Raw genomic sequence first — 26724 nt, 5'->3', positions numbered from 1 at the left:
TGGACCAGCGGCAGGTTCACACTGGACTGTCCCGCACGACCCATGAGCGAGGTCATGATGCCCTGGGCCGCTTCGGTGCCGCGTACCCGCAGCATGGCATCGAAGGACTCAAGCCATTCGGCGGTCTCCTCCGGATCGCGGGTCGATGCTAGTTGGAAGTCATCAATGATGGTCAATTGGACGCCCTTCGATGTGGGATGGGTGTGGCGGATCTTCACGCACACCCTAGCTTCGCGAATTTCGCTAGGCGATATTTGTCTCTCGTATAGTAAGATTAAGTGAACCGTCTCACAAGCGAAGAAGTCAATGGCACGTCATGAATTGACCATAGGGTTTCTCCCGCATCCGATCCGTGAAATTGGTCGGTCCGCTTCCGGTTTGTGGCGGCAGCTTGGCATCGACCCGCCGGCACGGAAGACTTGCCTCCATGACCCGAACCCCGGGCGACGGTGCCGCCTTCCGCGCGGTCTTCCCGAAGCCCCCGCCCCATGCGCTGCCCGTGGAAGTCCAACTCGCGGCCATCCCGGCGGGAACCCTGACGATGCGGGACGCACGAACCAAAGAGACCCGTTCCGTCACCCTTCGGGCCTTTGACATCGGAACCACCCAGATCACGCTCAACCAGTGGTCGGGAACGGAACACCAGGCCGGACCATCGGGCACAATTCCCGCACACGCAGTGACATGGTTCGATGCGGTCCGCTGGTGCAACAACGCATCAACGGCCGAAGGACTGACTCCGGCCTACACCTTGCATGGCCGGAATGTGGCCTGGGATCCCGGAGCCGACGGATACCGGCTGCCCACGGAGGCCGAATGGGAATGGGCCTGTCGAGCGCGTACCACCGGAGCAACATACGGCGACCTTGCGGACATCGCCTGGACCGCCGCCGACCATGTCCACGAACCGCAAGCCGTCGCGCTGAAGCAACCCAACGGCTTCGGCCTCCACGACACGATCGGCAATGTCTGGGAATGGTGCTGGGACTACGCCGATACGTCACGGTACGGCGACTACCGCAGCCTTCGCGGCGGCGGGTGGGCGGACAAGGCGTGGAGCTGCCGCGCGTCGGTACGCCGGGGCAGCGCGCCCGATGCGGTATTGGAAGACGTGGGGTTCCGAGTAGCCCGCGGCTCGGTCGGCAGGCCCGGTGCTACCGCCGCCCAGGGGTGGTCGGCCGAGGTCGACCGGCAGCGCGCGGATATCCGCGGCCCCCTGCCCATCGGGTGGACGCCATTGCGCAGCCTCCTCCATCGCAGCCCGGACCCTGACCACACGTGAGACGCACCTCCCCCGCATGCCTCTGCACCCCGGGCGGGCGTATAGTTTTTCCCATGTCATCGCTTATCCCATCCGACGTGCCCTCCGGGCGTTTGGAGGTAGCCGGCGTCTTTACCGCCGGCTCGAGATAGCACTGTCGTCCCCGGATGAATTTCCCGTGCGCTCCGGCGCGCTACGTTCCGTCGATCGGTCTCGACCCAAGCACCGGCAACCCGACGGTTCCTATCCCACCCGCATGACATCACTGCTTCGTACCCAGCCGCGGCTGTGAAGCACACACGACAGACAGGCACCTTTTCCATGCTTCCGATCACCGAACAGCAAATCCGCAATTCCTTCATCAACGCATCCCTGCGCGAGCGCAAGTCCCTCACCCTTCCGGAAAATTTCGATGAACTGGACTGGGCGAACATGGATTTCCTCGGCTGGCGCGATGAAAAACTCCCGCTCGTGGGCTACGTGGTGACGTTCCTTGCCGACGAACCGGTTGGCATCATGTTCCGCAAGGCCGAAGGCAAGAACCGAAACCGACCGCAATGCTCATGGTGCGAGGACGTGAACCTGCCCAACGACGTGACGTTCTTCAACGCCAAGCAAGCGGGCCCTGCAGGACGCAATGGCGACACCATCAGCACGCTGGTGTGTGAAAAGTTCGAATGTTCGGCCAATGTCCGCACACCTCAATCCCTGCCCTACATCGGCTTTGACCGCGAGGCGGCCATCGCGCACCGGATCAAGGTGTTGCAGGACCACGTGCAGAACTTCGCCCAGCGCGTTCGCGACGGCGAAAAGTAGAAGAGCCTTGGCGCGGCCATGCTCGGCCGCGCCAAGCACCCCTCTCATCAGGAGACGGGGGCGGACCGGAAAACCAGTACACATTTCACGTCCGTAACCTACATGCGCCCACGATATTTCGAACAGTAGGATCGGGGAAACCCACCGGCACCGACCCTCAAGGACGTTCCCGCATGTTCGATTCATCCACCCAGGAACCAGCCGCACACGCTGTTTCCCGGACCATCCTTGTCACCGGCGCAGGCTCGGGCATCGGCCGGGCCGTGACGCGCCGGATGCTTGCGGCGGGGTGGAACGTGGTGTTGGCCGGCCGACGGGAGCAGCCGCTGCTGGAGACCGCCGCAGGGCATCCACGTGCCCTGGCGGTCTGCGCCGATGTCACGGACCCGGAGGCCGTGGAGGCCCTCTTCGCCTCGGGCATCGAGCGATTCGGGCGCATCGACGTGCTGTTCAACAACGCCGGGGTCTTCGGGCCTGCGGCAAACATTGGCGAACTCACCCCGGCCCAATGGCAGGAGGTCTGCGCCGTGAACCTCAGCGGTGCCATGTACTGCGCAGGCGCGGCCTTCCGGCACATGCAGGGCACCGGCGGCGGGCGGATCATCAACAACGGATCGATCAGCGCCCAGGTTCCGCGCCCGGCAACGGTCGCCTATGCCGTCACCAAGCACGCCATCACGGGCCTGACGAAGTCCATCGAGCTGGACGGTCGTGCCCACGGCATCACCTGCTCCCAGATCGACATCGGCAACGCCGCCTCCGAGATGATGCAGGACGTCGGGGCAACCTCCGGGGCGCTTCAGGCCGACGGGAGTCGACGGGTGGAACCGACTTTCGACCTGGACCAGGCCGCGGCGACCGTCGAGTTCATCGCCGGCGCCCCCGCCAACACCTCGTTGAACCAGGTCACGATCACTGCCGCCGGCATGCCGTTCATCGGCAGGGGCTAGGACATAAACTCCGCGAACAAGCGCTCCAGCTTGGTGAAGGAGGACTCCCACCCGGCACGCGCCGGCGCAAGAACTTCCTCGGGCAGCGGGCCCTGGGTAATCTTCAGCAGGGAACCGTTGGGGCGGTCAAAAAGCTCCACCTTCAGCTCGATGACCAGGTTCAGTGTCATCTCGTGCGGCCCGTCCTCGCCCACGAGCAGCTCGTGCTCGCGCACCTCGGTGAACTTCGCCTGGACCGGGGAGGTCTGGGTCGGGTCCTCGAGCGAGTGCATGACGAATTCCTGCACGCCGCCGACGCGCGGGTCGATGGTAACGGTGTCGAGGTGCACACCCCAGCCCTCGGGGCCGAACCACTCGGCCAGGATCTCGGGTTCGATAAAGGCCGCCCACAGTGCGGGGCGCGGCACGGAGAATTCATGTTCAAGTACGAGTTGTCCCATATCCATGCGCACGAGGTTACCGCTAATCCGCTGCCGAACCGAATGCCGGGTCCCCCGTCCGGACCCCGTACGGGTGAAATGATGGAACGCATGACCATACTGAAATCGGTACTGCTCTTCGGGGTTGCGGCGTTGCTGGAAATCGGCGGCGCCTGGATGATTTGGCAGGGCATCCGGGAGAACCGCGGATGGCTGTGGATCGGGGCCGGGGCAATCGCATTGGGGCTCTACGGATTCGTTGCCACGCTGCAGCCTGACGCGAATTTCGGGCGCATCCTGGCCGCCTACGGCGGGGTTTTCGTTGCGGGCTCGCTGCTTTGGGGCGTGCTGGTCGACGGTTTCAGGCCCGATCGCTGGGACATCGCCGGTGCCGCCGTCGCCCTGGGCGGCGTGGCCCTGATCATGTACGGCCCGCGCAGCGCCTAGGAACCGAAAACAGCCTTGCCGGTCTCCGCGTCGACGGGCAGGGAGGAATGCTCGTGGGCGACTTCCCACCGGCCCTGCGACAGCTTCAGCGCAACGGTGAAGCGGTTCGTGACGGAGCGCAGCCTCTCGCCCTCCGGCGAGATCCCGGCATAGGTCACCCGGGCCGAGGCGAACGCGGCGTCGCCGCCGTCCACGGCCCGCACCTCGCCGAAGGAGACCTCGACCCTTTCCCCGTTCAACGACGAGAACCACTGCCCGACCACCGGCGCCCATTGATCGCGGCCGCGGTACTCGGCCTGGTCCCACGCGTCGAACACCACCACCTCGTCCGCGTAGAGGCGCAGGAACCGCTCGGCGTCCCTGTCCCACACCGCCGCGGCGTACGCCTCAAGGAACCCGCCCACGGGGTCCACGACAACACTCATGAGGGAAGTCCTTTCTGCCGGGTGCGGCAGCCCTGCCGCCTGCAGGCGATGCTACACCCCGGGCCCACCGGTTAGGCTTGCCGCATGGTTCCGGAAGCCCCGCCGTTCCCCGCGCTGAAGGCCCGCGCCCTGCTCTTCGACATGGACGGCACCCTCGTGGATTCCACGGCGGCCGTGGAGGACCTGTGGAAGGACTTCGCCGGGCAGCACGGGATCGACATCGCCGAACTGCTCGCGTTCTCTCACGGGCGCCAGACCCTGGACACGCTGCGCCGGTTCCTGCCCGGTTCCACCGGCGAGCTGGCCGGAATTGCCGCCGGGCTCGAGGCCCGGGAGGTGACACGGGTGGAGGGAATCCGGGAGGTCCCCGGCGCCGGGGCGTTCCTGGCGCGGCTGGGACACACACCGCACGCCGTCGTCACCTCCGCCGGGCGAAGGCTTGCCGAAACCCGCTTGCGGGCCGCCGGCCTGCCCGTCCCCGAGGTGCTGGTTGCCGCGGAGGACGTCATCGCGGGCAAGCCTTCGCCGGAGGGCTACCTGCGGGCCGCCGCGGAGCTGGGCGTGGACATTTCCGGGTGCGTTGCCTTCGAGGACGCGCCGGCCGGGCTGCAGGCCGCCGTCAATTCGGGGGCCACCACCGTCGTCGTGGGAACCCACGAATCCCCGCTGACCAAACGCCTTTCGCGCATCAACGACTACACCGGCTTGCGCTTCGAGGACGGGTTCATCAGGTCCGCCGAAGCCCGTTGAGGACATCGTGCCTGCCGGCCGCCGCGCCCTTGAATTCGGCACCGGGCGGTGTTGCACTGTTTCCCATGGACAACGACCAAAACACCGTGCTCGCCATCGGAACCAAGAAGGGCCTCTGGTTGGCCACGAGCCCGGACCGGCAGGACTGGACGCTCACCGGACCGCATTTCACCACCCTTGAGGTCCCCTCCGTCGCCATCGACACCCGCGGCGGACGCACCCGGATCTTCGCGGGGGTCAACGACTGGCATTGGGGCCCCACCGTGGTGCACAGCGACGACCTCGGTGCCACCTGGTCCGAGACCGAGCAGGGCGCCGTGAAGTTCCCCGAGGACACCGACACGGCGCTGGCCCGCGTCTGGCACATCCGCCCGGACACCGCCGAGCGCCCGGGAGTCGTCTGGGCGGGCTGCGAACCCATTTCCGTGTTCAAGTCCACCGACGACGGGGAGAACTTCGAGCTCAACCGCGGGCTCTGGGACCACCCGCACCGCAGCGAATGGGGTGCCGGCTTCGGCGGGGCCGCGGTGCATAGCATCGTGCCCAATGCCGTAGACCCGAACGTCGTCCACGCAGCGATGAGCACCGGCGGGGTGTACCGCAGCACCGACGGCGGCGCCTCCTGGGAGCCGCGGAACAAGGGCATCAAGGCCGATTTCTTCCCGGACCCGTGGCCCGAGTTTGGCCAGTGCGTCCACCACATCACCGCGGATGCGGGGAACCCGGAGAGGCTCTACGCGCAGAACCACGGCGGGGTCTACCGCACCGACAACTCCGGCGACGAGTGGACAAGCATCGCGCAGGGGCTTCCTGCGGACTTCGGGTTCGTGTTCCTCTCCCATCCGCGCACCCCCGGCACCGTCTGGACCATCCCGTTGAAGGGCGCAGAGGAGCGCAACCCCGTGGGCGGGCGGCTCTCCGCGTACCGCTCCACCGACGCCGGGGACACCTGGGAGGAACAGCATGCCGGGCTTCCGGAACCCGACTTCAACGCGGTGCTGCGCGACGCGGCGGCCGTGGATGACAACCCCGGGTCCGTCGGCGTGTACTTCGGGACCCGCGGCGGCGAGGTCTTCGCCAGCCCGGACGAGGGGGCGCATTTCAACACCGTCGCCCAACGGCTTCCCGACGTGCTGAGCGTGCGCGCGGCAGTGGTCGTGGGCGCCTGAGCATGCAGACGATCCAGGTGGAGGTTCCCTCGGTGCTTGCCACCGCGCTGGGCGGCAACCGGCGGCTCGAGGCCCGCCTTCCGGCAGGCTCGAGCATCCGCACGCTGCTCGATGAGCTCGACGAGGCCTACCCGCTCTTTGCCCGCCGGGTCAGGGATGAACGCGGGCAGGTGCGCCGCTACGTGAACGTCTTCATCGGGCCGGACAACATCCGCTCGCTTCAGGGGCTGGACTCCGTGCTGCCCGCCGGCGCCACGGTCATGATCATGCAATCGGTGGCCGGGGGCTGACAACGCGAGGCACGCGTGCCCCGGCTAGCGCTTCTGCGTTGAGGCCCTGACCACCAGCGACGGGGAGGTCACCACCTGGCGATGGGTGTAGCCAGCCGTCGCCATCGATTCCTCGAGCAACAGCTCCATCGCCTGGCGGCCCAGGTCGGCCGCGTGCTGCCGGATGGAACTCATCGGAACCAACGCAGACTCGGCGAAGGCGATGTCGTCGTAGCCGATCAGGGCAATGTCTTCGGGGACACGCAGTGTCGTGTTGACCAGCAGTCCCTGCATCACGCCCAAGCCCAGCATGTCGTTCGCGGCGAACACCGCGTCGGGCAGATCACGCGGGTTCCGCGCGGCAAGGCGTTGCCCCATGTCCCGGCCGGCTGTCAACGACATCGACGGGACCTCCAGGACCTCGGGTTCCGGCAACCCTGCGGCCATCAGCGCCCTCCGTGCGCCTTCGAGGCGGTCCGCCGCCTGGCGGATGTGCATGGGGCCGCCCACGAACGCGACCCGCTTGCGGCCCATCCGGACCAGGTGTTCCGCCGCCATGAATCCCCCCGCGATGTCGTCGACGGCAACGGAGGAGAACGAGGTGTTCTGGGTGTGCCGGTCGACCAGCACCGTGGCGATCCCGCGGGACCGCAGTCGTTCCAAGCGCGGGGTGATGTCCCCGACGGGTGAGAGCAAGATTCCCCGTACCCGCTGTTCCTCAAAGAGGTCCAGGTAGGTTTCCTCGCGGCCCGGGTCCTCTCCGCTGTTGCCGACCAGGACGCTGACCCCTCGCGTTGCGGCAAGGTCCTCCGCGCCCCGCGCCAGTTCGGCAAAGAACGGGTTGGCGGAATCCAGGACGACCAGCCCGACGCTGCGGCTCATGCCCGCCCGGAGCTGGCTGGCTGCGGCGTTTCGGACAAAGCCCAGCTTGGCGATGGCCGCGTTGACGCGCTCCACCGTTGCCGGGGAGACACGGTTCGGGTGGTTGAGCACGTTTGAAACAGTGCCGACCGATACACCGGCCAGATGGGCAACGTCCTTGACGCTTACGGAAACCACGAGTGCTCCTGCCTTGAGAGGTTGTTGGACTCACCATAGCTGCACAATTGAAACGAATCAAAATTCTTCCGGCAATTTCGCCCCCAATGGTTGACGCGTCCAAAACCTCCTGCTTATGATCTAGGCCACAGTTCAATTGAAACGATTCATTTTAGACTCTCCCGTTCATCAACCCGCAAAGGCGCGCATCCCATGCAACATTCCACGGTCGGTGACATCGCCCCGACCCTGTCGCTTCACGGAGCCATGAAAACGTTCGGGCCGGTTGTCGCCCTCGCAGACGGAACCATCGAACTTCGCGCCGGAGAGATCGTGGCCCTGTGCGGGGAAAACGGGGCAGGAAAGTCCACCCTGGTCAAGATCCTTGCCGGAGTCCACGCACCCGACACGGGCGAGTTCACGGTGTCGGGCCAGCACTGCGCGTTCAAGTCGGTGGCCGACAGCAAGGCCATGGGCATCTCGGTGATCTACCAGGAGCCCACCCTGTTTCCCGATCTTTCCGTGGCCGAGAACATCTTCATCGGCCGCCAACCGAAGAACCGCCTCGGACTCATCGACCACTCGCGCATGCGCAAGAACGCATCCGCACTGTTTGAACGCCTCGGGGTACCCATGGACCCCGCCCGCCGCGCCGAGGGCCTGTCCATCGCCGACCAGCAGCTCATTGAAATCGCCAAGGCCATTTCCCTGGACGCCAAGGTCCTGGTGATGGACGAACCGACGGCCGCGCTCAGCGGCACGGAAGTCGACCGGCTCTTCAAGGTCGCCCGGTCCCTGAGGGACGGCGGGGCGGCAATCCTCTTCATTTCGCACCGCTTCGACGAGGTCATGGACCTTTCCGACCGCATCACCGTCATGCGCGACGGGCGCTACATCGATACGCACCTCACCGCCGAGGTCACCGTGGAACGCATCGTGCGCGACATGGTCGGCCGCGACGTCGACACCTTGTTCCCGAAGACCGAGTCAACCCTGGGCGACACGGTCCTGTCCGTGGAGGGGCTCGGGCGAAGGGGCGTCTTCAGCGACATCAGCTTCGAGGTCCGGGCCGGCGAGATCGTGGCCCTGGCCGGGCTGGTCGGCGCCGGACGGACCGAAGTGGCCAGGGCGATCTTCGGCATCGACAAGCGGGATGCGGGAACGGTTACCGTCGCCGGCAAGGCGCTGCCCTCGGGAAACCCGCAGACGGCGATCGCCTCCGGCATCGGATTCGTCCCCGAGGACCGCCGCAAGCAGGGCCTTGTCATGGATCTTTCGGTGGCGCGGAACGCGGCACTCACACTGCGCCACAGGTTCAGCCGGTTCGGGCTCATCGACGGACGCGCCGAAAAACGGACCGCCGCCACCTGGAGCCGCAAGTTGCAGGTCAAGACGTCCTCCATGGACCAGCCGGTATCCACGCTCTCCGGGGGAAACCAGCAGAAGGTCGTGCTGGCCAAATGGCTGGCCACCGAACCCAAGGTGCTGATCATCGACGAACCCACCCGCGGCATCGACGTGGGAACCAAGTCCGAGGTGCACCGGCTGATCAACGAGTTGGCGGGGCACGGCATGGCGATCCTGATGATCTCCTCCGAACTTCCGGAGGTGCTGGGCATGGCGGACCGGGTCCTGGTCATGCACGAGGGCCTTGTCACCGCCCACCTCGATCGATCCGAAGCCACCCCCGAATCGGTCATGCACGCGGCCACCGCTTCCAAGGAGAACCACTCATGAGCGCCCCGTCCCTCAGCACCGGCAACGATGCCCCGCACCTGCAGGGCCCCGGCCCGCGCACTTTCGGACTGGGTTCGCTGCTCAAGCTGCGCGAGTTCCCCGTCACCGTGGCGCTTGTCGCGCTGGTCATCATCACCACCGTCATCAACCCGCTCTTCCTCTCCCCGCAGGGCATGAAGGACCTGATGCTCAACGCGACAATCATGATGCTTCTTGCAGCAGGCCAAACCATGGTGATCGTGACCCGAAACATCGACCTGTCAGTCGGCTCGATCCTGGGACTCGTCGCCTTCGGCACCGGCACCATCTTCTCCTCGGCACCCAACATGCCCATCCCGTTGGTCCTGCTCATCGGCATAGCCTTCGGCGCGGCACTGGGCGCCTTCAACGGCCTGCTGACGGTCTGGGCCAAGGTCCCCTCGCTGGTGATCACGCTGGGCACGCTCTACGTGTTCCGCGGCCTGAACAACGCGTGGGCCGGCCCCAAACAGCACTTCGCCGGCGACCGCCCGGAAGCCTTCGGAAACCTCTCCGTGGACACCGTGCTGGGAATGCCGATCATCACCCTGCTGGCCGTCATCGTTGTCGTCGTCCTGGCGGTCTTCATGTCAGGAACCCGGCCGGGACGCGACCTGTACGCCATCGGGTCCGATCCCGAGGCGGCAAAGCTCTTCGGCATCAACGTCTCGCGCCGCGTGTTCACGGCGTTCCTCATCAACGGTTCCTTGGCCGGCCTGGCCGGGGTGCTCTACGCAAGCCGCTTCAACGCCGTCGGGGCCACCACGGGCAGCGGCCTGGAACTGGACGTGGTCGCGGCCGCAGTGGTCGGCGGCGTCGCGATCTTCGGCGGCAGCGGGACCGTCATCGGCGCGGCGATCGGCGCTATCCTGCTCAACACCATCACCAGCTCGCTGACGGCGCTGCGCGTGGACAAGTTCTGGCAGCAGGCCATCGTCGGCATCCTGATCATCACCGCCATCCTCATCGACCGCCTGGCGTCCCTGCGCCACGCCAAGAACCTGCGAGAAAAGGAGGGTCGCAATGTCTGAGTCAGCGACCGCAACAGTCGACACCAGCCAGGCCCTCCCCGGAACCGCAGAGAGCCGCGGACCCCGCTGGTACACCGGCCGCGATGCCATCATGGCCTACATCCTCGTGGCGTTCCTGCTCTATGCGATGGTCTCCATCCCGCGCTTCGCCTCCCCCGTCACCACGGGGTTCCTGCTCCTGGACGTGATCCCGACGCTGCTGATCGCCATGCCCATGACCCTGATCATCATCACGGGCGAGATCGACCTCTCGGTGGCCAGCATCGCGGGGCTCTCCTCGGCGGTCATGGGCGTCATGTGGGCCGGAGGGGCGGACATCTGGATCTCCATGGGCATTGCACTGCTGGTCGGCCTGCTCGCGGGCGTCTTCAACGGGGTGCTCATCGCCTTCGTCGGGCTGCCCTCGCTGGCCGTCACCATCGGCACGCTGGCCCTCTTCCGGGGCCTGGCCCTGGTGACCATCGGGGACAACGCGGTGGCGAACTTCCCCAAGGACATCACCGCCTTCGCCTCCTCCAAGATCGGCACCACGGGAATCCCCGTCATGGTCGTCCCCGTCCTCGTGGTGGTGCTCTTCTTCGGGCTGCTGCTACACAAGACGGCCTTCGGCCGCGGGCTGTACGCCATGGGCTACTCCAAGGACGCCGCGCACTTCGTGGGCATCGACGTCGGCAAATCGAAGTTCTGGCTCTATGTCGCCTCCGGTGTCGTCTCCGCCTCCGCCGGCATCTTCTGGACCCTGCGCTACACCAGCGCCCGCAGCGACAACGCCTCGGGCCTCGAGCTCACCGTGATCGCCGCGGTGCTGCTGGGCGGGGTCTCGATCTTCGGCGGCAAGGGATCGATCCCCGGAGTGCTCGCGGGCGTGCTGCTCATCGGCTCGCTGAACTACGCACTGCGCCTGGGCAGGGTCTCCGACGTGGTCCTGGTGACCGTCACGGGGCTCCTGCTCATTGCCTCGGTCATTGCACCGAGCATCTCGTCCGCCATATCCACCTGGCGGCACGACCGAAAACTACGTCGGCAGATCACCGGCGAAGCGACCGCACCCACGGTCAACTAGCAATCCGTTCCGCACCACACACGCAACCCGGCGGACCCCCGCCACCGAGGAAGGAAACAAGGATGTTCACCCAGCGAGTTTCAAACACCCGCAGAATCGGCACGTTCACCGCGTCCATGGCCATCGCGGCCCTGGCATTGACCGCCTGCGCGGGCGGTGGCACCGCGGAACCCGGCGCCACCGGCGAATCCGGCGGAGCCGCGAAGACCGACGCCACCATCACCTTCATCCCCAAGCAGCTGAACAACCCCTACACCGACGTGGTGCTCGGCGGCGGCAAGGAGGGCGCCCAGGCCGCGGGCTTCGCCTCGTCCAACGTGGTCGGTCCGCTTGAGGCCTCGGCTTCCAGCCAGGTCACCTTCGTCAACGCCGAAACGCAGGCCGGCACCAACGCCATCGTGATCGCGGCCAACGACCCGGATGCCGTGTGCTCGGCGCTCGGCGAGGCGCGCACCGCCGGCGCCAAGATCGTCGCCTTCGACTCGGACACCAACCCGGACTGCCGCGACGTCTTCATCTCCCAGGTGGTGGCCAAGGACGTGGCACTGATCCAGACCAAGCTGATCTCCGAGCAGATCGGCGGCAAGGGCGAAATCGCGATCCTTTCGGCCACCGCCAACGCCACCAACCAGAACGAGTGGATCAAGTTCATGGAGGAGGAGCTGGCATCCAACCCCGAATACAAGGACATCAAGCTTGTCGCCAAGGTCTACGGGGATGACGACGATGCCAAGTCCTTCCAGGAGGCCCAGGGCCTGATGCAGGCCCACCCGAACCTCAAGGGCATCATTTCCCCGACCACCGTGGGCATCGCGGCCACCGCACGCTACCTCTCCACCTCCGAGTACAAGGGCAAGGTCGCACTGACCGGGCTCGGCCTGCCGAACGAGATGCGTTCCTTCGTCAAGGACGGCACCGTCACCGAATTCGCACTCTGGGACCCGGCACAGCTCGGTGAGGTTTCCGCCTACGCGGCCAAGGCCCTGGTGGACGGCACCATCACCGGCAAGGCCGGGGACAAGTTCACCGCAGGCGCCCTCGGCGAGCGCACCGTCGAGGACGGCGGCCTGGTGATCGTCGGCCCGCCGACGGTCTTCAACAAGGACAACATCGACGAGTACGACTTCTAACCCGGGCCGCACTCGCGAAACCCCGGTGCCGGACGGCAGTCCCCGGGACGCCGTCCGGCACCGCCCCCCGACACCCCCTGAACTTCCGCTCACCGAGCGCACGCCTGCGACCCCGCACCATCGACGACGAAGGAGTCAGCCATGCCCGAAACCAGCCAGCCCGGCACGCCCTTGCCGCAGCACCGCCGCCGCAACACCCGCATCGGATTGGTCTCCGGCGGCCTCGGCGCCTACTGGGAACAGTTCCCCGGCCTGCTCCCCCGGCTCAGGGAGTCGGCGGACTACGTCATCTCCCGGTTCCGGACCATGGATGCGGAGGTCATCGACGCGGGGTTCATCTCCGATGCCCCCGAGGGCGCCTGCGCGGCGGAGAAGCTGCGCCGCGCCGACTGCGACCTGATCGTCATGTTCGCCGCCACCTACCTCACCGCCTCCATGGTGCTTCCCATCGCCCAGCGCGCCGGCGCCCCGGTGCTGGTCATCGACCTGCAGCCCACCGAATCCATGGACCACGCGAACACCGACACCGGCGAGTGGCTCGCCTACTGCGGCCAGTGCCCGGTGCCCGAGATCGCCAACGTCTTCCGCCGGGCCGGCATCGAGTTCCGCTCCGTCTCCGGCCATCTGCGCCAGGAGGCCGCGTGGGAACGCATCAACCGCTGGGTGCACGCCGCGGCAGTCCGCGGCAGGCTGCGCACCGCCCGCCACGGGCTCATGGGCCACCTCTACCCCGGCATGCTCGACGTCTCCACAGGCCCGATGAACGTCAGCGCACAGTTCGGCTCCCACGTTGAAATCCTCGAATTCGACGACCTGCGCGAGCGCGTCAACGAGGTCACCGACGCCCAGGTCGCCGACCGCGTGCAGCTGGCCACGGAGCTCTTCACCCTCGATGCCTCCGTCAACGCCGAGGACCTGGCCTGGGGGGCGAAGGTCTCCGTGGGCCTGGACCGTCTCGTCGAGGACTTCGACCTCGACTCCCTCGCCTACTACCACCGCGGGCTGGCCGGGGAACTCCACGAACGCCTCGGCGCCGGCATGATCCTGGGCGCCTCGCTGCTCACCGCCCGCGGGATCCCGATGGCTGGCGAGTACGAGCTGCGCACCTCCATCGCGATGCTCGCGGCAAACACCATCGGCGCCGGCGGCTCCTTCACCGAGATCCAGGCGCTGAACTTCACCGACAACGTGGTGGAAATGGGCCACGACGGTCCCGCCCACCTGCAGGTTTCCGCCCGGGAACCGCTGCTGCGCGGGCTTGGCGTCTACCACGGCAAGCGCGGTTGGGGCGTCTCCGTCGAATTCGACGTCCAGCACGGCCCCGTCACGGTCTTCGGCCTGGGCGAGGAACGCGACGGCAGCTACGTCTTCATCACCTCGGAGGGAACCGTCACGGACGGTCCGCTGCTGGCCATCGGAAACACCACGTCCCGGGTGGATTTCGGCACCGACCCCGGCGAATGGGTCGACGAATGGTCCGCCACCGGGATCGGCCACCACTGGGCCCTGTGTGTCGGGCACCGCGCCAAGGACCTCGCAGCGGCCGCCTCGCTGCTGGGTGTGCCGCACAAGCACGTGGGGCGGTAGGCCGATGCAACGAGTCTGCTTCCAGCTCCAGGTCAAGCCCGACCGCATCGACGAATACACCCAGCGCCACGCTGCAGTGTGGCCGGAGATGCTCACGGCGCTGAAGGCCGCCGGTTGGCACAACTACTCGCTGTTCCTGCGCGGGGACGGCCTGCTGGTCGGCTACTTCGAAACCCATGACCTCGCCGCCGCGCAGGCCGCCATGAACGCCACGGATGTCAACGCCCGCTGGCAGGCGCAGATGGGCGGGTTCTTCACGGACCTGGACGTCGCGCCGGACGCGGGCTTCCTCCAACTGACCGAGGTGTTCAACCTCGAGGACCAACTCACCGCCCTGACGGCACCGGATGCAACAGGAGAAACACCATGACAACCGCCCTTCCACAACATGTGCAGGACCAGCTCGCGGCCCAGGAGATCGAGGTCCCGTCCTGGGCCTACGGCAACTCCGGCACCCGCTTCAAGGTGTTCAGCACCCCCGGGACGCCCCGCACCCCCGAGGAAAAGATCGCCGACGCCGCACAGGTCCACAAGTACACGGGGCTGGCACCCAAGGTTTCCCTGCACATCCCCTGGGACCTGGTCGAGGACTTCGGCGCCTTGCGCTCCTACGCCGAGGACCTGGGCGTGGGACTGGGAACCATCAACTCGAACACCTTCCAGGACGACGCCTACAAGTTCGGTTCGCTGACCCACAGCGATCCGGCCATCCGCCGCCGGGCCGTCGAGCACCACCTGCGCTGCCTCGAGATCATGCACCAGACGGGTTCCCGGGACCTGAAGATCTGGCTGGCGGACGGCACCAACTACCCCGGACAGGGGGACATCCGCTCGCGCCAGGACTGGCTGGCGGAGTCCCTCGCGGAGATCTACGCGCAGCTCGGCGACGACCAGCGCATGGTGCTGGAGTACAAGTTCTTCGAGCCGGCTTTCTACCACACCGATGTGCCGGACTGGGGAACCTCCTACGCGCAGACCATGGCGCTGGGCGAGAAGGCCAGCGTCTGCCTGGACACCGGGCACCACGCCCCGGGAACCAACATCGAGTTCATCGTCGCCCAGCTGCTGCGGCTGGGCAAGCTCGGCTCCTTCGACTTCAATTCGCGCTTCTACGCCGACGACGACCTGATCGTCGGGGCGGCCGACCCGTTCCAGCTCTTCAGGATCATGCACGAGGTGGTCCGCGGCGGCGGCCTGGACCCGGCCAACGGCGTGGTCTTCATGCTCGACCAGTGCCACAACGTCGAGGAAAAGATCCCGGGCCAGATGCGCAGCGTGCTCAACGTGCAGGAGATGACGGCGCGCGCCCTGCTCGTCGACCGCGACGCCCTGCAGGGTGCACAGCGGGCGGGCGACGTGTTGGGTGCCAACGCGGTCCTCATGGATGCGTTCTACACCGACGTCCGTCCCGCCCTGGCAGCCTGGCGCGAAGGCCGCGGACTGCCGGCCGACCCCATGGCCGAGTACCTGGCCTCGGGCTACCAGAAGAAGATCAGCGACGACCGCGTCGGCGGCACCCAGGCCAGCTGGGGCGCCTAGCCCGCCCGGGCTCCCCCTTCCCCGCATGCACCCCCAACCGATGAGAGACAATCCCATGACCCACCCCACCGTCGCAGCACTGATTGCCAGGTCCAATGCCCTGGGCGCAGACCCGCGCAACACCAACTACGCAGGTGGCAACACCTCCGCCAAGGGCACCGACCGCGACCCCGTCACCGGGGAGGAAACCGAGTTGATGTGGGTCAAGGGCTCCGGCGGCGACCTGGGCACGCTCCGGCCCGAGGGCCTTGCCGTGCTGCGGCTGGACAGGTTGCGGGCCCTGGCCGGGGTGTACCCGGGCCCGGAGCGCGAGGATGAGATGGTTGCGGCCTTCGACTACACGCTGCACGGCAAGGGGGGCGCCGCCCCCAGCATCGACACCGCCATGCACGGGCTGGTGGATGCGGCACACGTCGACCACCTGCACCCGGACTCCGGCATTGCCATCGCCACCGCGGCGGACGGGCCGGAACTGACGGCCCGCATCTTCGGCGGCAAGGTCGCCTGGGTGCCGTGGCGGCGACCCGGATTCCAGCTGGGCCTGGACATCGCGGCGATCAAGGAAGCCAACCCGCAGGCCGTCGGCTGCATCCTCGGCGGGCACGGAATCACCGCCTGGGGCGCAACCAGCGACGAGGCACAGGCGAACTCGCTGTGGATCATCCACACGGCGGAAAAGTACATCATCGAGCACGGGCGCGCGGAACCCTTCGGTGCACCGGTGGCGGGGCGCGCCGCGTTGGACCCCGAGGCACGCCGGGCCAAGGCCGCGGCGCTCGCCCCGGTGGTGCGTTCCATCGCGAGCGAGGACAAGCCCATGGTCGGCCATTTCACCGACACCCCGGAGGTGCTCGAGTTCCTTGCCTCCGCCCGGCTGGGGGAACTTGCCGCCCTGGGCACCAGCTGCCCGGACCACTTCCTGCGCACCAAGGTCAAGCCCCTGGTGCTGGACCTTGACGCGGATGCCGGAATCGAGGAATCCGCCGCCCGGCTTGCCGAACTCCACGCCGCCTACCGCGCGGACTACAGCGCCTACTACGAGCGCCACGCAACACCCGGGTCCCCTGCCATGCGCGGGGCGGACCCGGCGATCGTGCTGGTCCCCGGCGTCGGGATGTTCAGCTACGGCAAGGACAAGCAGACGGCCCGGGTCGCCGGCGAGTTCTACGTTAACGCCATCAACGTGATGCGCGGGGCCGAGGCGCTCTCCAGCTACTCGCCCATCGACGAGGCGGAGAAGTTCCGGATCGAGTACTGGGCGCTCGAGGAGGCCAAGCTGGCCCGGATGCCCCGGCCCAAGCCGCTGGCCACCCGCATCGCGCTGGTGACAGGTGCAGCCTCGGGCATCGGCAAGGCCATCGCCGAACGCCTGGCCGCCGAGGGCGCCTGCGTGGTCATTGCGGACCTGGACGCGGAGAAGGCTAGGGCCGTGGCCGCCGGGATCGGGTCCATCGACGTCGCGATCGGGGTCCGGGTGGATGTCACAAGCGAGGACGAGGTGGCTGCAGGGGTCGAGGCGGCGCTGCTGGCCTTCGGCGGCCTGGACCTGGTGGTCAACAACGCCGGGCTCTCGCTGTCCAAGTCGTTGCTGGAGACAACCGTGAAGGACTGGGACCTGCAGCACGACGTCATGGCCAAGGGGTCCTTCCTGGTTTCACGCGCCGCGGCCAGGGTGCTCATGGAGCAGAAGCTCGGCGGGGACATCATCTACATCTCCTCAAAGAACTCGGTGTTCGCCGGCCCCAACAACATCGCTTACTCGGCCACCAAGGCCGACCAGGCCCACCAGGTGCGCCTGTTGGCCGCCGAACTGGGTGAACACGGGGTCAAGGTCAACGGCATCAACCCGGACGGGGTGGTGCGCGGCTCCGGGATCTTCGCCGGCGGCTGGGGCGCCAAGCGCGCGGCCGTCTACGGGGTCCAGGAGGACGACCTCGGCAAGTTCTACGCCCAGCGCACCCTGCTCAAGCGCGAGGTGCTCCCCGAGAACGTGGCGAACGCGGTGTTCGCGCTGTGTTCCGCGGACCTTTCGCACACCACGGGCCTGCACATCCCGGTCGACGCCGGGGTCGCCGCGGCGTTCGTGCGGTAGGGCCGGCATGGAACATCCCGCCGTTGCCTTCGCCGCCGTCGACATCGGGGCGTCCTCGGGGCGCGTCATCCTGGGCCGCATGCACGTCGGGCGCATGGACGTCGAGGTGGTGCACCGCTTCCCCAACGGGGTGCACCAGAACGATGGTGCGCTGCGCTGGGACCTGGAGCGCCTCCATGCCGAGGTGCTCGACGGGCTGCGGCTGCTGGGCCTGCGCGCCCGCGAACGCGGCTGGCAGGTGGCAAGCATCGGCATCGACACCTGGGCCGTCGACTACGGGCTGCATCGCGACGGCGTGCTCCTGGAGGCGCCCCGCGCCTACCGCGACGACCGCACCGCAACGGTGATCGACAGGGTGCATGCCGCGGTGGGCCCGGAGGAACTCTATGCCGGGAACGGGCTCCAGTTCCTGCCCTTCAACACGATCTACCAGCTGGCCAGCGAACCGTCGCTTGAGGGGCTGCGGGCCCTGTTGATCCCCGACCTGCTGGCCTACCGGCTCACCGGGGAGATGCGCACCGAGGAAACCAACGCCAGCACCACCGGGCTGCTCGACGCGCGATCGGGGGAATTCTCGCCCGGGCTCCTCGCCGCGCTCGGCATCCCCGCGGACCTTTTCCCGCCGCTGATCTCCCCGGGCGAGGCGTACGGGGTGCTCGGCGGGGACCTTGCCGTGCGCACCGGGCTGCCCGAGGGCACCCCGGTGGTGGCCGTGGGTTCACACGACACGGCCTCCGCCGTGGCGGCCGTCCCGGCGGACGGACACTCCCCCGTCACCGCCTACGTGTCCTCGGGCACGTGGTCGCTGGTGGGCTTCGAACTCGACGCACCGGTGCTTGCCGACGCCGCGCGGGAGGCGAACTTCACCAATGAGCGCGGGGTCGATTCAACCGTCAGGTTCCTGCGCAACGTGGGCGGCCTGTGGCTGCTGCAGGAGTGCCTGCGCCAGTGGGACGCCGAAGGGGCCGGGCTCCCGCCGCTTCCCGGGTTGCTGGCCCTTGCCGCGGAGCTGGACCGCGGAGGTCCGCAGGTCGACGCCGATTCCGCCGAGTTCCTGGCCCCTGGCCGCATGCCGGAGCGGATCCGTGCAGCGGCCGGACGGCACGGCCCGGACGGCGCGTGGGTGCACCGCGATCCGGGGGCCGATCCCGTACGGATCGTGCGCTGCATCCTCGATTCCCTGGCCAGCGCCTACGCGCGCACGCTGCGCACGGCCACGGAACTCACCGGGTTGGCCCCCACGGTGCTGCACATCGTGGGCGGGGGCTCGCAGAACGCCCTGCTGTGCCGGCTGACGGCCGAGGCAACGGGGTTGCCGGTCCTCGCCGGGCCGGTGGAGGCCACGGCCCTGGGCAACCTGCTGGTTCAGGCCCGGGCGGCGGGCGCCGTGGCCGGCGGCCTTCACGCCATGCGCGACGTGGTGCTGGCCTCCGGGGATTTGGTCCGCTACGAGCCCGCCGGCACCGACTGATCCGGGCGGGCCCGCGCGCAGGTGGTGCCATCGAACCCCTGCCCGCGGGCCCACTCGCCGGATCCGGCGGCCCGCACTACGCTATGGTCATGAGCAACCTGGAGACCGCACCGGAAGAACTTGTGTGCAACGACCACCGCGCCTGCGCGGGCATCGAGCTGCTGGCCCCGCGCGATGTCCCCCTGGGCGGGCCGCGGGCCATGGACGTGCGCAGGACCCTGCCGCAGAAGCAGCGCAGCCTGATCGGCGCCTGGTGCTTCCTGGACCACTACGGCCCGGACCCCGTGGCGGACTCCGGGGGCATGCGCGTCCCGCGCCACCCGCACACCGGGCTGCAGACCGTCTCCTGGCTCTTCACCGGCGAGATCGAGCACCGCGACTCAGCCGGGCACCACGCCATGGTCCGCCCCGGCGAGGTCAACCTGATGACCGCCGGCCGCGGCATCAGCCACTCCGAGTTCTCCACCCCGGACACCCGCGTGCTGCACGGCGCCCAGCTGTGGATCGCTCTTCCGGACCGGGCCCGGCACACCGCACCGACCTTCGTGCACCACCGGCCGGAGCCCATGGGCACCGAGGACTGGACGGTCCGCGTGTTCCTGGGATCGCTGAGCGTCTCCGGCGAACGCGGTGCCGAGCACTATTCGGCTTCCCCCGTCCACACGCACACCGAGCTGGTGGGCGCCGAGATCCTGATGGAACCGGGCGCCCGGATCAAGGTGGCCCTCAAGGCGCACCACGAACACGGCATCCTGCTCGATTCGGGGTCGCTGAAGGTCGAGGTGGACGACGTGCCCGTCGACCACCTCGCGTTCCTGCCCGCCGGGTTCCAGTCCGTGACGCTGAGCGCCGGCAGCAAGCCGGTGCGTGCGCTGCTGATCGGCGGAGAGCCGCTCCACGAGCAGATCCTCATGTGGTGGAACTTCGTGGGACGCACCCACGAGGAGGTCGTGAAGTACCGCGAGCAGTGGCAGGCGGAGATCGGTGCGGAGCCTGGGGACGCCTCGGCCAGGCGCTTCGGCGACTTCCCCGCCGGGGAGCCCGGGCCGCTGCCCGCCCCGGTGCTGCCCACCGTCCGCCTGCGCCCGCGGGACTAGGACGCCGCCGGCCCGATTCATCCCGCGGGACTGCGGGGTAGTAAGGAAGCCATGAGCCTGGAGTTGGAACTCGAAAGGATGCGGCGTTCGCTCAGCGAGCGGGCGGCGAACGGCGACCTGCTCGACGCCAAGCGCGAGGTCGAGCACTTCGTGTCGTACGCCGCCGAGCAGCACGCCGAGGAAGCCTGCGCACACTTCGAAAGCGCCGGCTGGTCGGTGGACCGCTCCGAGTCGCAGGACGCCAACGGGTTGTTCCCCGTGCGCGTGTACCGGCGGCAGGCCCTTGATGCCGAGCACGCCGAGCGCTCCATCCGGGCCGTCTACGCCATCAACGAGCAACACCGGGGCTACTACGACGGCTTCGGCGCCGTGGCGGTGCTGGCCGAGGGCAGCGAGCCGCCGGGGTTCTTCCGCCGCCTGTTCGGGCGGCACCCGGCCGACGGATAGGGTGGGACGCATGAGCGATATTCATCTCGAACACCGCGCCGAACGGCAGCGCTACTCCCTCCTCGACGGCGGGAAGTCCATCGGTGCCGCCCACTACCGGGACCTGTCCACCGAGCACGGCATCGAACGAGTCTTCTTCCACACGGTGGTCGACGAGGCCTACGCCGGGCAGGGCCTCGCCGCGAAGCTTGCGGTGTTCGCCCTGGAGGACACCATTGCGCAGGGGCACAAGATCGTGGCGATCTGCCCCTACATCAAGGCCTACACCACCAAGCACCACGAGTACGACGCCTACCTCGTCGCACCCGGCTCCCAACACCGGGAGATCCTGCCGGCAGCGTAGCCGCGGCACACCGGCCGGGGCGGGACGGGCCGGGCCTTAGTCCGCCAGTTCCGCGCCGAGCTCCGCCAAGGCCTCGCGCAGGATCCCCACTGCCTTGGGGCCCACGCCGTGCATGGCCAGCAGCGCCTTCTCACCCCGCGCCGCGGCCTGCTCAAGGGTGGTGATCCCGTGTGCCTTCAGCGCCCGACTGGCGGGGGCGCTGGTCTTCGGCAGTTCATGCTCGCTCATGCTCAGAGTGTACGGGGACGCCCTCCCCCGTCGCCCCGGCCCGTTCGGCGGTGCGGGTCCGCGGGGTCAGGATGACCAGCGCCAGCCCGATCAACCCGGTGAAGGCGAACACCGCGACGAACGAGTCGTTGCCGGTGAAGGCGGCGAAGATCAGCCCGCCCGCAGCCAGCGCCAGCGCCGAACCCATGGAGTCGGCGATGGCCAGTGCCGAGGAGTTGAAGCCCTGGTTCGCGCTGGTCGAGAGCTTGATCATGTGCACGTTCTGCCGCGGGTACACCAGCCCCATGCCGGCGCCTCCGAGCGCCCAGGCGGCGATCGCCACGGCGGCCGGCCAGTGCCAGGCCGCCGTGGCAAGCACCATCAGGATCGCCGCCACGCCCAGCACCGAGCCGATGAACATGGCCCGTTCGTTGCCCATGCTCTCGCCCAGGCGGCCCTGGACCGCGGACCCCAGCGACCAGAAGATCGCGGCACCTGTCAACGCCAGTCCCGCCACCGCGGGCGAAAGCTCGTAGCGGTCCATCAGCAAGTAGGGCAGGTACACCTCGGTGCCGAAGAACGCGGCGGCTGCCAGCGCGCGGACCAGGATGGTGGTGGGCAGGCCCCGCCCGGCGCGCAGGGTCGTGCGCGGGAACAGGGGGCGCACCGCCACCAGCACCACGGCCAGGGAGAGCAGCATCAGCCAGGTCCCCACGGCAGGGATGTCGGCCAGCAGGTTCATGGCCAGCACCGCTGCCGCGGCCAGGCCCGCCCAGCCCAGCGGGGCCCAGGCGATGCCGCCCTGCGGGTTTTCCCCGCCGCCGAGCCCGCGCAGGGACGGCACCACGGCGGCCATGGCCAGGACCACCAGCCCGACAACACCCAGGAACACCCAGCGCCAGCCGACGGTCTGCGCGGCAAGCCCCGCCGCGAACGGACCGACAAGCGAGGGAATGACCCAAGCCGCGGCAAACGCCGCAAAGATCTTCGGATGCAGCCGCGGAACGTAGACCCGCGCCACCACCACGTACAGCGCCACGGTGATGGCCCCGCCGCCGAGGCCCTGCACCAGCCGACCCACCACCAGGGCCTGCATGCTCGGCGCCAGGCCGCAGAGCAGCAGCCCGACCATGAACACGATGGTGGACACGTAGAGCGGACCCGTCGGCCCCTTCCGGTCCGACCACCCGCCGGCCGCCACCATGCCGATGACGCCGCTGGCCATGGGCGCGGCGAACGCCAGCGCATACATTGAGGCGCCGTCCAGCTCCCTGCTGACCAGCGGCATGACCGTGGTGACGGCCAGGGATTCGAAGGCGACAAGGAACACCAGGGAGAACATTCCCACGGTGACCCAACGGTACTGGGGAGCGAAAAGGCCCAGCGACGCGCTCGCGCCGGAACCGGGAGAAGGCAAGGTCATGGTTAGAGCTTAAAGCCTGTCCTTTTCCCGGGTGGCATCCACCTGCGGGAGGACTTGCCAACAGGGGTTTTCCCGGCCCCGCGCACTGCCCAACAGCGGGTCCGCGCCGGTAGTCTTGCGGGCATGGAGTTCACCAACGAAGTCACCGTCAACCTCCCGCGCAGCAGGTTCGTCGAACTCTTCGACGACCCGGAAAACCTCAAGCTTTGGCAGCCTGGGCTCTTGTCGTTCGAGGCGGTCTCCGGCACCCCGGGGGAACCCGGCGCCACCTCGCGGCTGCTCTACAAGCAGGGCAGGGGCACCATGGAAATGCTTGAGACAGTCACCCGGCGCGAGCTGCCCGACGCCTTCGACGGCACGTACGACGCCAAGGGCGTGCACAACGTGTGCCGGAACGGGTTCCACGACGTAGGCGGTACCGCCACCCGCTGGGTCGCCCACAACACCTTCGAGTTCTCCGGGGCCATGAAGGTCTTCGGGTTCGTGTTCGCCTCGATGTTCCCGAAGCAGAACCTGAAGACGATGAATGCGTTCAAGGCGTTTGCCGAGTCACGGGGCTAGCCGGGGCGCCCGGCATCCAACGCAGCGGTGCGGCCGTTCCCCGGGAGGAACGGCCGCACCGTCGGTTGGGCGAGAAACTACATCCCGCTCTCTTGCGCCATGTTGTTGAAGCGCGAGTAGTGGCCCTGGAAGGCGACAACCATCGTCTTGGTCGGGCCGTTACGGTGCTTTGCCACGATCACGTCGGCTTCGCCGGCACGTGCCGACTCCTTGTCGTAGATGTCCTCGCGGTGGAGCAGGATGACCATGTCGGCGTCCTGCTCGATGGAACCGGATTCGCGAAGGTCCGAGACCATCGGCTTCTTGTCCGTGCGTTGTTCGGAACCACGGTTCAGCTGCGAGAGCGCGATGACCGGTACATCAAGTTCCTTGGCGAGCAGCTTCAGTGCACGCGAGAACTCGGAGACTTCCTGCTGGCGCGACTCGACGCGCTTGCCGGAACTCATCAGCTGCAGGTAGTCCAGAACCACGAGCTTGAGGTCGTGCTTCTGCTTCAGGCGCCGGCACTTGGCCCGGATCTCCATCAGCGACATGTTCGGCGAATCGTCAATGAACAGGGGCGCGTCGTTGAGGCGGCCCATGGTGGTGGCGATCTTGGACCATTCCTCGTCCTTAATGGTGCCCTTGCGAAGGTTCTGCAGCGCGATGCTCGCCTCGGCGGACAGGAGTCGCATTGCGATTTCGTTTCGCCCCATTTCCAGGGAGAAGAAGACTGCGGTCATGTTGTTCTTGATGGCAGCTGACCTGGCAAAATCCAGTGCGAACGTACTTTTGCCCACAGCCGGGCGGGCCGCGATGACGATCATCTGGCCGCCGTGCAGCCCCTGGGTCAACTCGTCGAGCTCGTAGAATCCCGTCGGCACGCCGATCATGCCCTCTCCGCGGGAGCCTGCCGATTCGATTTCATCGACGGTTCCCTCGATGATGTCGCGCAGGGGCACGTAGTCCTCTGCGGTGCGGCGTTCGGCAACTTTGTAGACCTCGGCTTGGGCCTCGTTGACGATCGCGTCCACCTCGCCGTCCTGCGAGTAGCCAAGCTGCACGATCTTGGTTCCTGCATCAACCAGGCGGCGCAACACTGCGCGCTCGCGAACGATCTCGGCGTAGAAGCCGGCGTTGGCGGCGGTCGGAACGGACTGGATCAGCGTGTGCAGGTAGGCGGGGCCCCCGATGCGCGTGATTTCCCCGCGCTTGGTCAGGAGGTCGGAAACGGTCACTGCGTCGGCGGGTTCCCCGCGGCCATAGAGGTCGATGATCGCTTCGTAGATGGCTTCGTGCGCCGGCCGGTAGAAGTCGAGTCCGCGCAGGACCTCCACGCAGTCCGCGATGGCGTCCTTGGAAAGCATCATGCCGCCGAGCACGCTTTGTTCGGCCACGAGGTCCTGCGGCGGCGTGCGGCCGTAGGCTGAATCGGCTGATTCAGGATTGGTTTCGATGTTCGCTAGCGACACGGGTCTTCCCTTCAAGCTTCGCGGGTTCCCAGGTTTCCGCGTCAATACCTACTTCAGTGTCGCAGGGTCGGCCGACCTTTTGGTACGTCCAATCTCACGTGTGTGAAGAGACACCGCGAGCCTGTGGAAATAGGTGGGGAACACTGTCACCTTAGACCCCAATTGCCTCAAACCCAACACGGTTATCCACAGGGGTTGTGCATAACCTGTGAACCTTTCGGCGTGTTGTGTGCACAGTCTGGGGAGAACTCTGTGGATTACCACTGTAGATTTGCAATAAGTGGCATCTGACTAGGCCTTATTTGATAAGCGGGCTGTGGACAGAAAATAGTTATCCACAGATTGGCAGAGTGAAAACCCTGGTTATTCACACAAGAACCCCGAGATTCCGGGGTTAATCCCCGCGGCTTTCTCCCGTTACCCACAAACTATCCACAGCTATCCACATGGGTCACGGAAATCTGGGGATGACTGAGGTTGATGCGCCTCGGAACCGCTGCAATACTGGCTCGCATGGCCGTCAACAAAACCGCACCCACTCCGGTTGATCCGCACGAGTTCATCGCCTCCGTCGAACATCCTGTCCGGCGCTCCGATGCACAAGCTCTGCTGGAAATGATGGAAGAAGTATCCGGGCAGCCCGCGACCATGTGGGGGCCAACCATCGTCGGGTTCGGCTCCTACCACTACAAGTACGATTCGGGACGAGAGGGCGACGCCGCGGCAATCGGCTTCTCGCCACGCTCCACGAACCTGGCCCTCTACGGCCTGACCATCGCCCCCGAGTCCGAGGACCTCCTGGCCGCGCTGGGAAAGCACAAGCGAGGCGCCTCCTGCCTGTACGTCAACAAGCTCGGCGACGTCGACCTCGCGGTACTCGCGGAACTTGCGCGGCGTGGCTACCGCCACATGGTGGACACCGTCCACGACCCGTCCTGAGGCCGACAGCGAATCCTGCCGCCGCATGCGGCACGAGCCCGCCGGGCCACGGCCTAACCAGTTTGGTCGGACAAGGGCCCGGCAGGCTCGTGCACTGCGCGGGGAACGTCTCAGGAGACGAGCTGCCCGGTTTCCAGGCGGCGGAATGCGGATCCGTGGAAGACCAGCGGGGACTCCGACGCGTCGCTCGTCTGGTGGCCGTGGACCCGCAGCAGCACGACGTGGTGGTCGCCAGCGGGAATCTCCTGCTCCACCGAGCAATCCAGCCACAGGCTGGCATCGTGGAGCAGCAGCGCGCCCTCGTCGGTCGAATCAAGGCGAAGCCCCGCAAAGCGGTCGCCGGTCTTGGACGCGATCTGACGGCACACGCCCTCGTTCTTCTCGCTGAGCACCGACACCCCGATACGGGCGCTGGAGCGGATCACCGGCCAGGTGCGCGAGGTGTTCTGCACGGCGAACATCACCAGGGGTGGATCCATCGAGACGCCCACGGTGAACGAAGAAGCGACGATGCCCTGCGGCTCTCCGTCGATGATGGCGCACAAAGCCGCAACGCCCGAGGGATGCTGGGCGAATACGTTGCGCAAGGTGTTGGGGGTGAGGTCTGTGGCAAGCGTCATGGATCGGTCCTTCGGCGTCGTGCGCACCTCGGATCACGCATGCGCCCGATGCGCAGCAGCCTGTTCCTGGGTGTGCGGTACTTGCCCCCGGGGTCCCGCGGGCCGAATCGTCACCTGGAGCACCCCACTACCGTGAGAGGGTTGCCGGTCAACAAGCCAGGGCTTTTCCGTTGACACTCTTGATTCATGACTAACGTTAGGAGAAAGGTTTAGCTCCAGTCAAAGATTGTTTCGACACATTGGTTAACGGAGGGTAAGAATCGAAGAATCTGCGACAATATCTCGCTTTCCGTGCCCGGGTATCGATAGTCTGCCGCAAAAGTTCCCGCTTGGGCGTCCACTCCCCCGGAACCGCAGCGACCTGGCCCGTTAAAGCACTGGGGACCCCACCCGAAGGTGGGGTCCCCAGTGCCCACAGCCCCGA

General features: G+C 67.3%; 29 protein-coding genes and 1 riboswitch. Of the genes, 21 read left to right on the top strand and 8 right to left on the bottom strand.

The window, feature by feature from the left end:
• Positions 1-176, bottom strand: a 176-nt coding sequence (locus ACSYDW_RS18970; protein WP_497198341.1) for a pyruvate dehydrogenase E1 component-related protein, incomplete at its 3' end; no start/stop codon positions are given.
• A 251-nt stretch (positions 177-427) separates the two neighbouring features.
• Here ACSYDW_RS18970 and ACSYDW_RS15610 point away from each other — a divergent pair.
• From ACSYDW_RS15610 to ACSYDW_RS15600, 3 genes are all read left to right on the top strand, one after another.
• Positions 428-1282, top strand: coding sequence for a formylglycine-generating enzyme family protein (locus tag ACSYDW_RS15610; protein WP_438339654.1), 855 nt, complete (start codon positions 428-430; stop codon positions 1280-1282).
• Between the two features lie 300 nt (positions 1283-1582).
• A complete protein-coding gene (locus ACSYDW_RS15605) occupies positions 1583-2077 on the top strand; it encodes an FBP domain-containing protein (RefSeq protein ID WP_438339653.1) in 495 nt (164 codons plus the stop codon).
• Positions 2078-2250: 173 nt separating this feature from the next.
• A complete protein-coding gene (locus ACSYDW_RS15600) occupies positions 2251-3027 on the top strand; it encodes an SDR family oxidoreductase (protein WP_438339652.1) in 777 nt (258 codons plus the stop codon).
• On the opposite strand, the gene ACSYDW_RS15595 is transcribed toward ACSYDW_RS15600, so the two are convergent.
• Positions 3024-3473, bottom strand: a complete 450-nt coding sequence (locus ACSYDW_RS15595) for an SRPBCC family protein (protein WP_438339651.1) — start codon at positions 3471-3473, stop codon at positions 3024-3026. The genes ACSYDW_RS15600 and ACSYDW_RS15595 overlap by 4 nt on opposite strands.
• A gap of 84 nt (positions 3474-3557) precedes the next feature.
• Here ACSYDW_RS15595 and ACSYDW_RS15590 point away from each other — a divergent pair, with 84 nt between their 5' ends.
• Positions 3558-3893 carry a YnfA family protein gene (locus tag ACSYDW_RS15590; RefSeq protein WP_438339650.1) on the top strand — a complete coding sequence of 112 codons (336 nt, stop codon included), beginning with the start codon at positions 3558-3560 and terminating at the stop codon, positions 3891-3893.
• Here ACSYDW_RS15590 and ACSYDW_RS15585 read toward each other — a convergent pair.
• The gene (locus tag ACSYDW_RS15585; protein WP_438339649.1) at positions 3890-4318 is read right to left on the bottom strand and encodes a YybH family protein; all 429 of its coding nucleotides are present in this window, start codon (positions 4316-4318) and stop codon (positions 3890-3892) included. The genes ACSYDW_RS15590 and ACSYDW_RS15585 overlap by 4 nt on opposite strands.
• Positions 4319-4402: 84 nt before the next feature.
• Here ACSYDW_RS15585 and ACSYDW_RS15580 point away from each other — a divergent pair, with 84 nt between their 5' ends.
• From ACSYDW_RS15580 to ACSYDW_RS15570, 3 genes are all read left to right on the top strand, one after another.
• Positions 4403-5068 carry an HAD-IA family hydrolase gene (locus ACSYDW_RS15580; protein ID WP_438339648.1) on the top strand — a complete coding sequence of 222 codons (666 nt, stop codon included), beginning with the start codon at positions 4403-4405 and terminating at the stop codon, positions 5066-5068.
• Positions 5069-5133: 65 nt separating this feature from the next.
• Positions 5134-6237: a WD40/YVTN/BNR-like repeat-containing protein gene (locus ACSYDW_RS15575; RefSeq protein WP_438339647.1), complete on the top strand. Its 1104-nt coding sequence runs from the start codon at positions 5134-5136 to the stop codon at positions 6235-6237.
• A 2-nt stretch (positions 6238-6239) separates the two neighbouring features.
• Positions 6240-6527, top strand: coding sequence for a MoaD/ThiS family protein (locus ACSYDW_RS15570; RefSeq protein WP_438339646.1), 288 nt, complete (start codon positions 6240-6242; stop codon positions 6525-6527).
• Between the two features lie 24 nt (positions 6528-6551).
• On the opposite strand, the gene ACSYDW_RS15565 is transcribed toward ACSYDW_RS15570, so the two are convergent.
• Positions 6552-7565, bottom strand: coding sequence for a LacI family DNA-binding transcriptional regulator (locus ACSYDW_RS15565; RefSeq protein WP_438339645.1), 1014 nt, complete (start codon positions 7563-7565; stop codon positions 6552-6554).
• A 192-nt stretch (positions 7566-7757) separates the two neighbouring features.
• On the opposite strand from ACSYDW_RS15565, the gene ACSYDW_RS15560 reads away from it, so the two are divergent.
• From ACSYDW_RS15560 to ACSYDW_RS15505, 12 genes are all read left to right on the top strand, one after another.
• Positions 7758-9281: a sugar ABC transporter ATP-binding protein gene (locus tag ACSYDW_RS15560; RefSeq protein ID WP_438339644.1), complete on the top strand. Its 1524-nt coding sequence runs from the start codon at positions 7758-7760 to the stop codon at positions 9279-9281.
• Positions 9278-10330, top strand: coding sequence for an ABC transporter permease (locus ACSYDW_RS15555; RefSeq protein WP_438339643.1), 1053 nt, complete (start codon positions 9278-9280; stop codon positions 10328-10330). The genes ACSYDW_RS15560 and ACSYDW_RS15555 overlap by 4 nt, the downstream gene beginning before the upstream one ends.
• The gene (locus tag ACSYDW_RS15550; RefSeq protein WP_438339642.1) at positions 10323-11393 is read left to right on the top strand and encodes an ABC transporter permease; all 1071 of its coding nucleotides are present in this window, start codon (positions 10323-10325) and stop codon (positions 11391-11393) included. Before ACSYDW_RS15555 ends, ACSYDW_RS15550 begins: the two co-directional genes overlap by 8 nt.
• Positions 11394-11455: 62 nt before the next feature.
• Positions 11456-12523: a rhamnose ABC transporter substrate-binding protein gene (rhaS, locus tag ACSYDW_RS15545; protein ID WP_438339641.1), complete on the top strand. Its 1068-nt coding sequence runs from the start codon at positions 11456-11458 to the stop codon at positions 12521-12523.
• A 141-nt stretch (positions 12524-12664) separates the two neighbouring features.
• Positions 12665-14110 (top strand): arabinose isomerase, encoded by a 1446-nt coding sequence (locus ACSYDW_RS15540; RefSeq protein WP_438339640.1) that lies wholly within the window; start codon positions 12665-12667, stop codon positions 14108-14110.
• A 4-nt stretch (positions 14111-14114) separates the two neighbouring features.
• The gene (locus tag ACSYDW_RS15535; protein ID WP_438339639.1) at positions 14115-14480 is read left to right on the top strand and encodes an L-rhamnose mutarotase; all 366 of its coding nucleotides are present in this window, start codon (positions 14115-14117) and stop codon (positions 14478-14480) included.
• A complete protein-coding gene (rhaI, locus tag ACSYDW_RS15530; RefSeq protein ID WP_438339638.1) occupies positions 14477-15649 on the top strand; it encodes an L-rhamnose isomerase in 1173 nt (390 codons plus the stop codon). Before ACSYDW_RS15535 ends, rhaI begins: the two co-directional genes overlap by 4 nt.
• Before the next feature lie 55 nt (positions 15650-15704).
• Positions 15705-17741 carry a bifunctional aldolase/short-chain dehydrogenase gene (locus ACSYDW_RS15525; RefSeq protein ID WP_438339637.1) on the top strand — a complete coding sequence of 679 codons (2037 nt, stop codon included), beginning with the start codon at positions 15705-15707 and terminating at the stop codon, positions 17739-17741.
• Between the two features lie 7 nt (positions 17742-17748).
• Entirely contained in the window at positions 17749-19212 is a 1464-nt protein-coding gene (locus ACSYDW_RS15520) for a rhamnulokinase (RefSeq protein WP_438339636.1), read from the top strand.
• Positions 19213-19301: 89 nt separating this feature from the next.
• Complete coding sequence (locus tag ACSYDW_RS15515) at positions 19302-20309, top strand: pirin family protein (RefSeq protein WP_438339635.1); 1008 nt, start codon at positions 19302-19304, stop codon at positions 20307-20309.
• Between the two features lie 51 nt (positions 20310-20360).
• Entirely contained in the window at positions 20361-20756 is a 396-nt protein-coding gene (locus ACSYDW_RS15510; RefSeq protein ID WP_438339634.1) for a ribonuclease E inhibitor RraB, read from the top strand.
• Between the two features lie 10 nt (positions 20757-20766).
• Positions 20767-21099, top strand: coding sequence for a GNAT family N-acetyltransferase (locus ACSYDW_RS15505; protein ID WP_438339633.1), 333 nt, complete (start codon positions 20767-20769; stop codon positions 21097-21099).
• Positions 21100-21135: 36 nt separating this feature from the next.
• On the opposite strand, the gene ACSYDW_RS15500 is transcribed toward ACSYDW_RS15505, so the two are convergent.
• Positions 21136-21327, bottom strand: a complete 192-nt coding sequence (locus ACSYDW_RS15500; RefSeq protein ID WP_438339632.1) for a helix-hairpin-helix domain-containing protein — start codon at positions 21325-21327, stop codon at positions 21136-21138.
• Positions 21314-22729, bottom strand: coding sequence for an MFS transporter (locus tag ACSYDW_RS15495; protein ID WP_438339631.1), 1416 nt, complete (start codon positions 22727-22729; stop codon positions 21314-21316). The genes ACSYDW_RS15500 and ACSYDW_RS15495 overlap by 14 nt, the downstream gene beginning before the upstream one ends.
• Positions 22730-22852: 123 nt before the next feature.
• Between ACSYDW_RS15495 and ACSYDW_RS15490 the strand changes: the two genes are divergently transcribed.
• Positions 22853-23290 carry an SRPBCC family protein gene (locus tag ACSYDW_RS15490; RefSeq protein ID WP_438339630.1) on the top strand — a complete coding sequence of 146 codons (438 nt, stop codon included), beginning with the start codon at positions 22853-22855 and terminating at the stop codon, positions 23288-23290.
• Between the two features lie 77 nt (positions 23291-23367).
• Here ACSYDW_RS15490 and dnaB read toward each other — a convergent pair whose 3' ends face one another.
• The gene (dnaB, locus tag ACSYDW_RS15485) at positions 23368-24741 is read right to left on the bottom strand and encodes a replicative DNA helicase (protein WP_438339629.1); all 1374 of its coding nucleotides are present in this window, start codon (positions 24739-24741) and stop codon (positions 23368-23370) included.
• A 513-nt stretch (positions 24742-25254) separates the two neighbouring features.
• Between dnaB and ACSYDW_RS15480 the strand changes: the two genes are divergently transcribed.
• Complete coding sequence (locus tag ACSYDW_RS15480) at positions 25255-25680, top strand: DUF1801 domain-containing protein (protein ID WP_438339628.1); 426 nt, start codon at positions 25255-25257, stop codon at positions 25678-25680.
• A 110-nt stretch (positions 25681-25790) separates the two neighbouring features.
• Here ACSYDW_RS15480 and ACSYDW_RS15475 read toward each other — a convergent pair whose 3' ends face one another.
• Positions 25791-26300, bottom strand: coding sequence for a flavin reductase family protein (locus ACSYDW_RS15475; protein ID WP_438339627.1), 510 nt, complete (start codon positions 26298-26300; stop codon positions 25791-25793).
• Between the two features lie 72 nt (positions 26301-26372).
• A riboswitch (SAM riboswitch) is annotated at positions 26373-26485 on the bottom strand.
• Positions 26486-26724 lie beyond the last annotated feature (239 nt).

Source organism: Paeniglutamicibacter selenitireducens, assembly GCF_051550675.1.
In the GTDB taxonomy this organism is placed as follows: Bacteria; Actinomycetota; Actinomycetes; order Actinomycetales; family Micrococcaceae; genus Paeniglutamicibacter.
This window is presented reverse-complemented; position numbering and strand designations above follow the sequence as displayed.

Bases quoted from the DNA above. Each gene is read 5' to 3' on its own strand.
- ACSYDW_RS15610 (WP_438339654.1), top strand. From the start codon at position 428: ATGACCCGAACCCCGGGCGACGGTGCCGCCTTCCGCGCGGTCTTCCCG.
- ACSYDW_RS15605 (WP_438339653.1), top strand. From the start codon at position 1,583: ATGCTTCCGATCACCGAACAGCAAATCCGCAATTCCTTCATCAACGCA.
- ACSYDW_RS15600 (WP_438339652.1), top strand. From the start codon at position 2,251: ATGTTCGATTCATCCACCCAGGAACCAGCCGCACACGCTGTTTCCCGG.
- ACSYDW_RS15595 (WP_438339651.1), bottom strand. From the start codon at position 3,473: ATGGATATGGGACAACTCGTACTTGAACATGAATTCTCCGTGCCGCGC.
- ACSYDW_RS15590 (WP_438339650.1), top strand. From the start codon at position 3,558: ATGACCATACTGAAATCGGTACTGCTCTTCGGGGTTGCGGCGTTGCTG.
- ACSYDW_RS15585 (WP_438339649.1), bottom strand. From the start codon at position 4,318: ATGAGTGTTGTCGTGGACCCCGTGGGCGGGTTCCTTGAGGCGTACGCC.
- ACSYDW_RS15580 (WP_438339648.1), top strand. From the start codon at position 4,403: ATGGTTCCGGAAGCCCCGCCGTTCCCCGCGCTGAAGGCCCGCGCCCTG.
- ACSYDW_RS15575 (WP_438339647.1), top strand. From the start codon at position 5,134: ATGGACAACGACCAAAACACCGTGCTCGCCATCGGAACCAAGAAGGGC.
- ACSYDW_RS15570 (WP_438339646.1), top strand. From the start codon at position 6,240: ATGCAGACGATCCAGGTGGAGGTTCCCTCGGTGCTTGCCACCGCGCTG.
- ACSYDW_RS15560 (WP_438339644.1), top strand. From the start codon at position 7,758: ATGCAACATTCCACGGTCGGTGACATCGCCCCGACCCTGTCGCTTCAC.
- ACSYDW_RS15555 (WP_438339643.1), top strand. From the start codon at position 9,278: ATGAGCGCCCCGTCCCTCAGCACCGGCAACGATGCCCCGCACCTGCAG.
- ACSYDW_RS15550 (WP_438339642.1), top strand. From the start codon at position 10,323: ATGTCTGAGTCAGCGACCGCAACAGTCGACACCAGCCAGGCCCTCCCC.
- rhaS (WP_438339641.1), top strand. From the start codon at position 11,456: ATGTTCACCCAGCGAGTTTCAAACACCCGCAGAATCGGCACGTTCACC.
- ACSYDW_RS15540 (WP_438339640.1), top strand. From the start codon at position 12,665: ATGCCCGAAACCAGCCAGCCCGGCACGCCCTTGCCGCAGCACCGCCGC.
- ACSYDW_RS15535 (WP_438339639.1), top strand. From the start codon at position 14,115: ATGCAACGAGTCTGCTTCCAGCTCCAGGTCAAGCCCGACCGCATCGAC.
- rhaI (WP_438339638.1), top strand. From the start codon at position 14,477: ATGACAACCGCCCTTCCACAACATGTGCAGGACCAGCTCGCGGCCCAG.
- ACSYDW_RS15525 (WP_438339637.1), top strand. From the start codon at position 15,705: ATGACCCACCCCACCGTCGCAGCACTGATTGCCAGGTCCAATGCCCTG.
- ACSYDW_RS15520 (WP_438339636.1), top strand. From the start codon at position 17,749: ATGGAACATCCCGCCGTTGCCTTCGCCGCCGTCGACATCGGGGCGTCC.
- ACSYDW_RS15515 (WP_438339635.1), top strand. From the start codon at position 19,302: ATGAGCAACCTGGAGACCGCACCGGAAGAACTTGTGTGCAACGACCAC.
- ACSYDW_RS15510 (WP_438339634.1), top strand. From the start codon at position 20,361: ATGAGCCTGGAGTTGGAACTCGAAAGGATGCGGCGTTCGCTCAGCGAG.
- ACSYDW_RS15505 (WP_438339633.1), top strand. From the start codon at position 20,767: ATGAGCGATATTCATCTCGAACACCGCGCCGAACGGCAGCGCTACTCC.
- ACSYDW_RS15500 (WP_438339632.1), bottom strand. From the start codon at position 21,327: ATGAGCGAGCATGAACTGCCGAAGACCAGCGCCCCCGCCAGTCGGGCG.
- ACSYDW_RS15495 (WP_438339631.1), bottom strand. From the start codon at position 22,729: ATGACCTTGCCTTCTCCCGGTTCCGGCGCGAGCGCGTCGCTGGGCCTT.
- ACSYDW_RS15490 (WP_438339630.1), top strand. From the start codon at position 22,853: ATGGAGTTCACCAACGAAGTCACCGTCAACCTCCCGCGCAGCAGGTTC.
- ACSYDW_RS15480 (WP_438339628.1), top strand. From the start codon at position 25,255: ATGGCCGTCAACAAAACCGCACCCACTCCGGTTGATCCGCACGAGTTC.
- ACSYDW_RS15475 (WP_438339627.1), bottom strand. From the start codon at position 26,300: ATGACGCTTGCCACAGACCTCACCCCCAACACCTTGCGCAACGTATTC.